This window comes from Actinomycetota bacterium (genome assembly GCA_036280995.1).
Taxonomy (GTDB): Bacteria; Actinomycetota; CALGFH01; order CALGFH01; family CALGFH01; genus CALGFH01.
In genome coordinates this window covers 1-10,113 of the sequence record DASUPQ010000234.1, presented here as the reverse complement: position 1 = coordinate 10,113, position 10,113 = coordinate 1, and the positions used below count along the sequence as shown (strand labels likewise).

Annotated in this window: 9 protein-coding genes; 8 read left to right on the top strand and 1 reads right to left on the bottom strand. The window is 71.9% G+C overall.

The annotated features are described in order from the left end of the window. Window positions 1-278 precede the first annotated feature (278 nt). From VF468_07530 to VF468_07495, 8 genes are read left to right on the top strand one after another with little or no spacing between them, the layout of a single operon-like run. On the top strand, window positions 279-2,201 hold the full coding sequence (locus VF468_07530; GenBank protein ID HEX5878155.1) for a cellulase family glycosylhydrolase: 1,923 nt from the start codon (window positions 279-281) through the stop codon (window positions 2,199-2,201). Between the two features lie 21 nt (window positions 2,202-2,222). Continuing rightward, entirely contained in the window at window positions 2,223-3,983 is a 1,761-nt protein-coding gene (locus VF468_07525; protein HEX5878154.1) for an ABC transporter substrate-binding protein, read from the top strand. 38 nt (window positions 3,984-4,021) lie between these two features. Beyond that, window positions 4,022-5,011 carry an ABC transporter permease gene (locus VF468_07520; protein HEX5878153.1) on the top strand — a complete coding sequence of 330 codons (990 nt, stop codon included), beginning with the start codon at window positions 4,022-4,024 and terminating at the stop codon, window positions 5,009-5,011. Next, window positions 5,008-5,934 (top strand): ABC transporter permease, encoded by a 927-nt coding sequence (locus VF468_07515; GenBank protein ID HEX5878152.1) that lies wholly within the window; start codon window positions 5,008-5,010, stop codon window positions 5,932-5,934. Before VF468_07520 ends, VF468_07515 begins: the two co-directional genes overlap by 4 nt. A gap of 7 nt (window positions 5,935-5,941) precedes the next feature. Next, the gene (locus VF468_07510; protein ID HEX5878151.1) at window positions 5,942-6,892 is read left to right on the top strand and encodes an ABC transporter ATP-binding protein; all 951 of its coding nucleotides are present in this window, start codon (window positions 5,942-5,944) and stop codon (window positions 6,890-6,892) included. Between the two features lies 1 nt (window position 6,893). Beyond that, complete coding sequence (locus VF468_07505; protein HEX5878150.1) at window positions 6,894-7,718, top strand: ATP-binding cassette domain-containing protein; 825 nt, start codon at window positions 6,894-6,896, stop codon at window positions 7,716-7,718. Then, window positions 7,715-8,734, top strand: coding sequence for a LacI family DNA-binding transcriptional regulator (locus VF468_07500; protein HEX5878149.1), 1,020 nt, complete (start codon window positions 7,715-7,717; stop codon window positions 8,732-8,734). Before VF468_07505 ends, VF468_07500 begins: the two co-directional genes overlap by 4 nt. 28 nt (window positions 8,735-8,762) lie before the next feature. Next, on the top strand, window positions 8,763-9,767 hold the full coding sequence (locus VF468_07495) for a hypothetical protein (protein ID HEX5878148.1): 1,005 nt from the start codon (window positions 8,763-8,765) through the stop codon (window positions 9,765-9,767). A 128-nt stretch (window positions 9,768-9,895) separates the two neighbouring features. Here VF468_07495 and VF468_07490 read toward each other — a convergent pair. Further along, the coding region (locus VF468_07490; GenBank protein ID HEX5878147.1) for a hypothetical protein at window positions 9,896-10,113 on the bottom strand (218 nt) is incomplete at its 5' end.

Sequence of the window (10,113 nt, the reverse complement as noted above, 5' to 3'; positions counted from 1 at the left end):
CCAGCAGCAGGGAGAGCCGCCCATCCGCATGGTCACCGCCTCGGTCGCACCCGGTCCGTCGAGCGCCACGATCCGCCTAAGGCGACCCGGGAGCATCGGGCGGACTACCTATTCCCCGGGGCGACCCCCGGCCACCAGGGCTTCTGAACTTATACGGTTCAGTCAGGAAGGAAGTGCACCATCTTCTAGGTATTGACGCGCTCTGCCCGGGATGCTTTCATCCCTTCACTTACACGGTTCAGTAACCGGAGGGAACCGCGGTGGGGAGCGACCGGGAGATGCTGCTGCTGGAGGGGCGGCCCTGGCTGGGGGTCAACTTCTGGTCGCGGACCGGCGGGCCGCTGATGTGGCGGAGCTACGACCCCGAGGTGGTCGGCGCCGAGCTGGCCACCCTCGCCGCCAACGGGATGAACCTCACCCGGTCCTTCTGCTACTGGCCGGACTTCCACCCCGAGCCCGGCCGCCTCGACGAGCGCATGCTGGACCGGTTCGCCGACTTCCTCGACCGGCACACCGAGGCCGGGATGGCCACGGTGCCGACCTTCATCGTCGGGCACATGTCGGGGGAGAACTGGGACCCGGCCTGGCGGCAGGGGCGCGACCTGTACGGCGACGTCTGGATGGTGGCCCGCCAGGCCTGGTTCGTGGGCGAGGTGACCCGCCGGTTCGCCGCCCACCCGGCGGTGGCCGGCTGGCTGCTGTCCAACGAGATGCCGCTGTACGGCGGCCCGGCACCGGCGCCGGTGGTCACGGCCTGGGCGGAGCTGCTGGTGCAGGCCGTCCGGGCCGGGGGCGGGACCCAGCCGGTGTCGCTGGGCGACGGCGCCTGGGGGATCGAGCTGAGCGGGATCGACAACGGCTTCTCGCTGCGGGCCACCGCGCCGCTGGTCGACTTCGTCGGCCCCCACGTCTACCGGATGGAGACCGACCGGGCCCGGCTGCACCTGGGACCGGCCTTCGCCTGCGAGCTGGCCGGCTTCGCCGGCAAGCCGGTGGTGCTGGAGGAGTTCGGCGTCAGCAGCGGCTTCTCGTCATCGGAGAACGCCGGCCACTACTACCGCCAGGTGCTCCACACCAGCCTGCTGGCCGGGGCGACCGGCTGGCTGGCCTGGAACAACACCGACTACGACCACCTGGCCGACCAGGACCCCTACCGGCACCACCCCTTCGAGATGCACTTCGGGCTGACCGACCACACCGGCGCCCCCAAGCCCCACCTGGCCGAGGTCCGCGCCTTCGCCGAGCTGCTGGAGGCGGTCGACCTCCCGAACCTGTCGCGCCCGCCGGCCGAGGCCGCCCTGGTGGTGGCCTCCTACCTCGAGCACCCCTACCCGTTCACCGAGCCCGCCGACCGCGTCTTCGTGCTCGACTCGCTCCGCCAGGCGTACGTGGCCGCCTGGGAGGCCGACGTGGCCGTGCGGCCGATGCGCGAGCGCGACGGCCTGGAGCCCGGCCGCCGCCTCTACCTGGTCCCGTCCGCCAAGCAGCTCACCGCCCCGGGGTGGCGGGCCCTGGAGCGCTTCGCCGGCGACGGCGCCGTCGTCTACGTCTCCTGGAGCGCCGGCGGCCACGGCGTCCAGCGCGGCCCCTGGTACGCCGGCCTGGACCGCATGTTCGGGGTCGAGCACCAGCTCACCCACGGGCTCGTCGACCCCATCGAGGATGAGGAGGTGGTCGTCACCTTCGTGCGCGACTTCGGGTCGATCCCTGAAGGCAGCCGGCTCGAGCTCCGCGCCGGCGGCAACCAGCACGTCCGCGCGTTCCTGCCCGTCCGGCCGGTCACCGCCGAGGTCGTCGCCGTCGACCAGCAGCTGCGGCCGGTGCTGCTGGAACGCGCCACCACCGGCGGCGGCCGGCTGGTGCTGTGCACCTACCCGCTGGAGCAGCTCGCGGCCGCGGCGGCCCGGGTCAACCCCGAGCCGACCTGGCGGATCTACGACGCGCTGGCCACCGTGGCCGGCCTCAGCCGCCCGGTGACGGTGGAGGACCCGCGGGTCTTCGCCGCCGAGCTGCGCCACCGGGACGGCCGCAACCTCGTCTGGCTGGTCAGCCAGTCGGACACCGAGGTCACCGTCAAGCCGACGGTCCAGGGCCACCTGGCCGACCTCCACACCGGGCGGCCCGCCGAGGAGGTCACCCTCGACGCCTACGGCGTCCGGGTCCTGCGGCGGGAGCCCCCGACCCTGGTGGGGTCCCTGTAGTAGAGGAGAAAGGGGACTGGAATGCGAGACAAGCTCAGGCTGGCGATCCTCGTCTCGGTGGTGTGCCTGCTGGTGGCGGCATGCACCGGGAACGACTCCGGCGGCGGATCCACCTCCGGGCAGGGCCAGCAGCCCGCCGGCGGGACGCCGGCCGCCGGGCCGGCGTCCTACCCCCGCAACGAGACGCTGTACATCAGCGGGACGCAGTGGGGGCCGCCCAACAACTGGAACCCGATCATGGACTGGCAGTACGCCACCGGGACCGAGGGGCTGGTCTACGAGAACCTGTTCATCTACGACCCGATGAAGGGCGAGTACAAGCCCTGGCTGGCGGAGAAGGGTGACTGGGCCAGCAAGAACGTCTACGAGCTGACCCTGCGCGACGGCCTCACCTGGAGCGACGGCAAGCCCCTGACCTCCGCGGACGTCGTGTTCACGTTCGAGCTGGGCAAGTTCGAGTCGGTCCCGTACCACAACCTCTGGGACTGGCTGGAGAAGGCCGAGGCGCCCGACGAGCGGACCGTCCGCTTCACCTTCTCCGAGCCCCTCTACCAGCAGTGGGGCAACCACCTCTACAACCGGGCGATCGTGCCCAAGCACCTGTGGGAGGGCCGCTCGGAGAAGGACGTCGCCACCGGCGCCAACGAGAAGCCCGTGGGCAGCGGCCCCTACCTGTACCAGACCCACAGCCAGGACCGGATGGTCTGGGTCAAGAACGACAAGTGGTGGGGCAAGACCGCCCTCAGCCTCGACCCCAAGCCGAAGTACATCGTCGACATCGTCAACTCCAACAACAACGCGGCCCTCGGCCTGGTCCTGCAGGGCGGCATCGACCTCTCCAACAACTTCCTCCCCGGGATCGCCACCCTGGTCAAGGGCGGCTACCAGGTCCAGACCTACTTCCCCGAGCCGCCGTACATGCTGTCGGCCAACACCGCCTGGCTGGTCCTGAACACCACCAAGAAGCCGATGGACGACCCGGCCTTCCGCAAGGCCCTGGCCCACGCCATCGACGTCGACAAGATCGTCAACGGCGTCTACGGCCAGATCGTCCAGGCGGCCAGCCCGACCGGCCTCCTCCCCGCCTGGGACAAGTACGTCGACAAGTCGGTCGTCGACCAGCTCGGCTTCACCTACGACCCGGCCAAGGCGAAGGCCCTGCTCGCCCAGGCCGGCTACAAGGACACCAACGGCGACAGCTACGTCGAGGGACCGGGCGGGGCCAAGATCGAGCTCGACCTCATCGTCCCCAACGGCTGGACGGACTGGATGGAGTCGATCCGGGTCGTCGGCGAGAGCGCCAAGGCCGTCGGCATCAAGGTCACCACCGAGTTCCCCGAGTTCCAGGCGCTGGTCGACGCCCGCAACAAGGGCGACTTCGACATGCTGATCAACAACGAGAAGCAGCTCTCCAACTCGCCCTGGGAGTACTACGACTACATGTTCCGGCTGCCCGTCCAGGACTCCCAGAGCACGGCCAACTTCGGGCGCTACGAGAACAAGAAGGCCTGGGACCTGGTCCAGCAGCTCGACAAGACCCCGACCGACGACGTGGCCGGGATGCGCAAGGTCACCTCGCAGCTCCAGCGGATCCAGCTCAGCGAGCTGCCGGTGATCCCGCTCTGGTACAACGGCGCCTGGGCGCAGGCCAACACCTCGGTCTGGACCGGCTGGCCGTCGGCCAAGCAGGGCGACAGCCACCTCATGCCGGTCACCTGGCGGAACTACTGGGAGCTGGGCAGCATCCTGATGCTCGCCGAGCTGCAGCCGGCCAAGCAGTAACGGCCTGACGACGCCGTCGCGGCGACGAGGAGCAGGGGATGCGTCAGTACTTCCAGCGCAAGCTCGGGATCTACGCGCTCACGTTCTTCGTCGCCGTGACGGTCGACTGGATGATCCCGCGGTTCATGCCCGGCGACCCGGTGCAGACGATGCTGGCCCGGGCCTCGCTGCGCCCCGAGGCCAACCAGGCCATGCAGGCCTACTACACCAGCGTGTTCGGCCTGGACGTCCCGCTCTGGCAGCAGTACCTCAACTTCTGGAACCGGCTGCTCCACGGCGACCTCGGGGTCAGCATCTGGCTGTTCCCGCAGCCGGTGACCAGCATCATCCTGCGGGCCATCCCCTACACCCTGGCCCTGCTCATCCCGGCCATCCTGCTCAGCTGGTGGGCGGGCAACAAGTTCGGCGCCTACGCGGCCCGCCGCAGGTGGCTCGACAACGCCGTCCTGCCGGTCGGCTACGTGCTGACGGCCACGCCCTACATGTGGCTGGGCATCCTGCTCGCCTGGGCGCTGGCCACGGTGGCGGGCGTCTTCCCGATCGCGGGCGGCTACAGCTTCGACGTCGAGCCGTCGTGGTCGCTGTCGTTCGGCGCCAACCTGCTGCGGCACTGGTTCCTGCCGTTCGCCTCGCTGTTCCTGGTCGGCTTCGGCGGCTGGGCGATCGGCATGCGCAACATGATCATCTACGAGCTGGAGGCGGACTACTGCCACTACCTGGAGGCGCTGGGCGCGCCCCAGCGGCTGGTGCGCCGCTACGCCTTCCGCAACGCCCTGCTGCCCCAGCTCACCGGGCTGGCCCTGGCCCTCGGGGTCATCGTGGCCGGCGCCCTGGTCACCGAGATCGTCTTCTCCTACCCGGGCCTGGGCTACCTCATCCTGCAGGCCATCAACAACCAGGACTTCTTCCTCATCCAGGGCGCCTTCCTGTTCATCATCATCGGGGTCCTGCTGGCCAACTTCCTGATCGACGTCGTCTACGTTCTGGTCGACCCCCGGACCCGGGTCGGGATGCGAGGTGACGCATGACGGTCTCGGACCGCGAGGAGCTCGCCGTCGCCGACCCGGCCGCGACCGCCGCCACCCCGGCCACCGTCTCCCGGGCCCGGGGGCGGCGCGAGGCCCTCTACTTCGCCCGCCGCAACCGCAAGCTGCTCCTCGGCCTGGCCGTGGTGCTGGCCTTCCTGGCCGTGGCCGCCGTCGGCCCCCTGCTCACCGACCACGGCCCCAACGAGTACGTGGGCCCGCCGTCGCAGCGGCCCTCGGCCCAGTGGTGGTTCGGCACCACCATGTTCGGCCAGGACGTGTTCGCCCAGTTCGCCCACGGCCTGCGCTCCACCTTCCTGGTCGGGCTGCTGGGGGGCGGGCTGGCGGCGGTCATCGGGATGCTGGTCGGCTTCACCGCCGGCTACCGGGGCGGGGTCGTGGACGAGGTCCTGAACATGGTCACCAACGTCGTGCTGGTCATCCCCTGCCTGGCCGTGCTGCTGATCATCGCCACCTACCTGCGCGTCCGGGGCGTCGTCCCCGAGGCCATCTTCATCGGGGTGTTCTCCTGGCCGTGGGTGGCCAGGGCCATCAGGGCCCAGACGTTCTCGCTGCGGTCGCGGGAGTTCGTCGACCTGGCCCGCCTCAGCGGCGCCGGCGGGGCCAGGATCGTCCTGCGCGAGATCGCCCCCAACATGAGCTCGTACCTGTTCATGACCTTCATCCTGCTCTTCGGGGGGGCGGTCCTGACCGCGGCCATGCTCGACTTCATCGGGCTCGGCCCGACCGACGGCATGTCGCTCGGGCTGATGATGAACAACGCCGTCCTCTGGAGCGCCCTGCCGCTGGGCATGTGGTGGTGGTTCATCCCGCCGGGTCTCGGGATCACCATGATCGTGGGGGCGCTCTACATCATGAACGTCGGCCTCGACGAGGTCTTCAACCCCAAGCTGCGGGAGCTCTGAGCCAGCGGTGAGCCTCCGGGTCGACAACCTCAAGGTCTGGTACCGGACCCTGCGCGGCGACGTCCGGGCGCTCGACGGGGTCAGCTTCGGGGTGGCCGACGGCGAGCTGGTCGGGCTGGCCGGCGAGTCCGGCTGCGGCAAGTCGACCCTTGGCAAGAGCCTGACCCGCCTCGACGGCCGCATGCGCCACGTCGGCGGCACGGTCGAGCTCGACGGCAAGGAGCTGCCCATCGGCGACGACGCCACCATGAACCGCTTCCGGTTCAAGGAGGTCTCGATCATCCCCCAGTACGCCATGAGCGCCATGAACCCGACCCGGCGCATCGGCCGGCTGGTGGCCGAGCTGCTGGCGTCGCGGGGGGTCCGGCTGGCCGACGTCCACGACGAGCTGGTGCGCCGCCTGGAGCTGGTCGGCCTGGCCCCCGAGGTGCTGGACCGCTACCCGATCGAGCTCTCGGGCGGGATGAAGCAGCGCATGGTGATGGTGATCTCGACCCTGCTGAACCCCTCGCTGCTGATCGCCGACGAGGTCACCTCGGCCCTGGACGTGTCGACCCAGAAGGCGGTGGCCGAGACGCTGGTCGACTTCCGCGACCGCCACTACGTCAAGAGCACCGTCTTCATCACCCACGACCTGTCGCTGGCGTACCAGATCACCGACAGCATCATCGTCATGTACGCCGGCCGGCTGGCCGAGCGGGCCCCGACCGACGCGCTGGTCGCCACCTCCCGGCACCCCTACACCCGGATGCTGCTGTCGGCGCTGCCCGAGGTCGGGGTCCGCTACCGCGACCGGCGCCTCCAGGGCATCCCCGGGAGCCCGCCGTCCCTGCTCGACCCGCCCCCCGGCTGCCGCTTCCGGGACCGCTGCCCACTGGCCGTTGACAAGTGCGCCGAGCAGCCGCCGTTCGTTGAGGTCGCGCCCGAGCACTTCGTGGCCTGCTGGAAGGCGTCCTGAGATGCTGCGCCTCGAGGGCGTCTCCAAGACCTACCGGGTCGGCACCTTCGGCGGCCGGGAGCTGGTCGCGGTCAAGGACGTCGACCTCGAGGTCGGTCCCGGCGAGGTCATCTCGCTGATCGGGGAGAGCGGCAGCGGCAAGAGCACCATCGGCCGGATGATCCTGCGCCTCACCGGGGTCAGCGGCGGGCGGATCACCTTCGACGGGGTCGACGTGGCCGGCTTCAAGGGCGGGCGGCTGCGGGCCTACTACGCCGACGTCCAGGGGGTGTTCCAGGACCCGTTCAGCAGCTACAACCCGATCTTCAAGGCCGACCGGGTCCTGGAGACGCTGCGTGCCACCTGGTTCCCGCGCCTCGGCGGGCGGGCCTGGCACGACAAGGTCGAGGCGTCGCTGGCCGCGGTGCGGCTCGACCCCGGCCAGGTCCTGGGCAAGTACCCGCACCAGCTCAGCGGCGGCCAGCTGCAGCGGCTGCTGGTGGCCCGGGCCCTGCTGCTCGACATCCGGCTGCTGGTGGCCGACGAGATCATCAGCATGCTCGACGCCTCGACCCGCATCGACGTGCTCAACCTGCTCGGCGACCTCAAGGCCCGGGGGCTGGGCATCGTGTTCATCACCCACGACCTGTCGCTGGGCAACTACATCAGCGACCGGGCGGTGATCCTGCGCCGGGGCGAGGTGGTCGAGGAGGGCCCCACCGAGCGGGTCTTCGGCCAGCCCCGGCACCCCTACACCCGGGCGCTGCTAGCCTCAGTACCGCAGCTGGACCACAAGTGGGAGCGGACGCCGAGCCTCGTCCGCGAGCCGGCAGGGGAGGGCGGGTGACCAAGCGGGCCACCATCGCGGACATCGCCCAGCGGGCCGGGCTGTCCAAGGGTGCCGTCTCCTACGCCCTCAACGGGCAGCCCGGGGTGTCGGAGTCGACCCGCCAGCGGGTCCTCAAGCTGGCCGCCGAGATGGGCTGGCGCCCCAACAGCGCCGCCCGGGCGCTGTCGGCCTCCCGGGCCGGCGCGCTCGGCCTGGTCCTGGCCCGGCCGGCCAGCACCCTGGGGGTCGAGCCGTTCTTCATCAAGCTGCTGTCGGGCATCGAGAACACCCTGGCCGCCCGCTCCACCGCCCTGCTGCTGCAGGTCGTGCCCGACCGCGACGCCGAGGTCGAGGCCTACCGCCGCTGGTGGGCCGAGCGGCGGGTCGACGGCATCTTCCTGATCGACCTGCGGGTCGAGGACAAGCGGGTGCTGGTGCTGGAGGAGCTGGGCCTGCCCGCGGTGGTCATCGGCGGCCCCGGCCACCACGGCCGCCTGCCCGCGGTGTGGAGCGACGACGCCAGCGCCATGGCCATGGTGGTCGAGTACCTGGCCGCCCTCGGGCACCGCCGGGTGGCCCGGGTGGCCGGGCCGTCCGGGCTGCTCCACACCGAGCTGCGCGGCCAGGCCTTCGGCGAGGTCGCGGCCCGCCTGGAGCTGGCCTCGGCCGTCACCGCGGCCACCGACTACACCCCTGAGCAGGGCGCCCAGGCGACCAGGCGGCTGCTGTCGGGTTCGCCGCGGCCGTCGGCCGTGATCTACGACAACGACGTGATGGCCGTGGCCGGCACCTCGGTGGCCCACGAGATGGGCGTGGACGTGCCCCAGGACCTGTCCATCGTGGCCTGGGACGACTCGGTGCTGTGCGAGATCGTCCACCCGCCCCTGACGGTGCTCAGCCGCGACATCATGGCCTACGGCGCCCGGGCCGCCGAGCGGCTGCTCGCCCTGCTGGACGGCGACACCGTCGGCGACTTCGAGGACGCCATGCCCCGGCTCATCACCCGGGGCAGCACTGGGCGGCCACCCGCCTGAGCGGCGGCCCGCCGGTACCCTGACCGGCATGCGCTCCCGCCTCGCCGCCGTCCTCGCCGCCGCGCTCCTCCTCGGCCACGGCGCGGGCGCGTCGGCCCAGGAGGTCGAGGGGGCCGAGGTGGCGGTGCGGCTGGAGGACCCGCGCATCCTCGAGTCCAGCGGGCTGGCCCTGAGCGGCCGCCACGAGGCGGTGCTCTGGACCCACAACGACAGCGACGACGGCCCCCGGCTGTACGCCGTCGGCTCGGACGGCCGGACGCTGGCCACCCTGACCCTCGGCGGGGCGGAAGCGCGGGACTGGGAGGGCATGGCCGCCGGCCGCGACGACCGGGGCCGGCCGGCCCTGTTCGTCGGCGACATCGGCGACAACAACGGCGTCTGGCCCGAGATCGCCGTCTACCAGGTGACCGAACCGGCCACCCTGCGCGACGCCACCACGCCCGCGGTCCGCTACCGGCTGCGCTACGCCGACGGCCCCCACGACGCCGAGGCCCTGCTGGTCGACCCGCGCAGCAACCGCCTGTACGTGGCCAGCAAGGACGCGGCCGGGGGGAGCCTGTACCGGGCCCCGGCCCGGCTCCGCACCGACCAGGTCAATGTCCTGCGCCGCGTGGCCAGGGTGCCCCCGGTGGTCACCGACGGCGCCTTCCTCCCCGACGGCCGCGGCTTCGTCCTCCGCGACTACCAGGGCGCCTTCCTCTACCGCGCCCCCGGGCGGCGGGCCGGGGCGTTGGAGCTGCCGTTGCAGTTCCAGGGCGAGTCCATCACGGCCACGGCCGACGGGACGTCGGTCCTGGCCGGCTCCGAGGGCCCGGCCAGCGAGGTCTGGCGGGTCCCGCTCCCCGCCGACCTCCTGGCCAAGGTCACCCCGGCCACCCAGGCCCCGTCCGGCGCCGCGCCGGCGCCCGCCGGCTCGCCGGCCGCCGCCGCCGGCGGATGGCACTGGGCCCCGCTCCTGGCCGCCGCCGGTGGCCTGGTCCTGCTGGGCGCCGCCGTCCTGCTGTGGGTCGCGGGCCGCCGCCATGGCCGATGACGGGCGGCCGTTGAAACTCCACGACGACGAGGCCGACATCGACGCCGGCCTCGTCGGGCGCCTGGTCGCCGCCCAGTTCCCCGAGCTGGGCGAGCTGCCGGTCCGGGCCGTGCGATCGACGGCCGGCCCTACGCCGACGAGCTGGTCGACGACGAAGGCCGGGCGGCCCGGGACCTGGCCCGGTTCGTGGCCGAGCTGCGCCGGGTCGATCCCGCCGGGGCGTCCCGGGCCGGGCGGGCGCCGCTCCGCGAGCTCGACGCCGTGACCCGCGAAGCCATCGCCTCGGCCCGGAGGTCATCGACTTCGGCGCCGCCGGGGCCGGCGACCCCGCCGCCGACGTGGTCGC

Excerpts from the sequence above, each read along its gene's own strand:
- VF468_07530 (HEX5878155.1), top strand. The coding sequence starts at position 279 with ATGCTGCTGCTGGAGGGGCGGCCCTGGCTGGGGGTCAACTTCTGGTCG.
- VF468_07525 (HEX5878154.1), top strand. The coding sequence starts at position 2,223 with ATGCGAGACAAGCTCAGGCTGGCGATCCTCGTCTCGGTGGTGTGCCTG.
- VF468_07520 (HEX5878153.1), top strand. The coding sequence starts at position 4,022 with ATGCGTCAGTACTTCCAGCGCAAGCTCGGGATCTACGCGCTCACGTTC.
- VF468_07515 (HEX5878152.1), top strand. The coding sequence starts at position 5,008 with ATGACGGTCTCGGACCGCGAGGAGCTCGCCGTCGCCGACCCGGCCGCG.
- VF468_07505 (HEX5878150.1), top strand. The coding sequence starts at position 6,894 with ATGCTGCGCCTCGAGGGCGTCTCCAAGACCTACCGGGTCGGCACCTTC.
- VF468_07495 (HEX5878148.1), top strand. The coding sequence starts at position 8,763 with ATGCGCTCCCGCCTCGCCGCCGTCCTCGCCGCCGCGCTCCTCCTCGGC.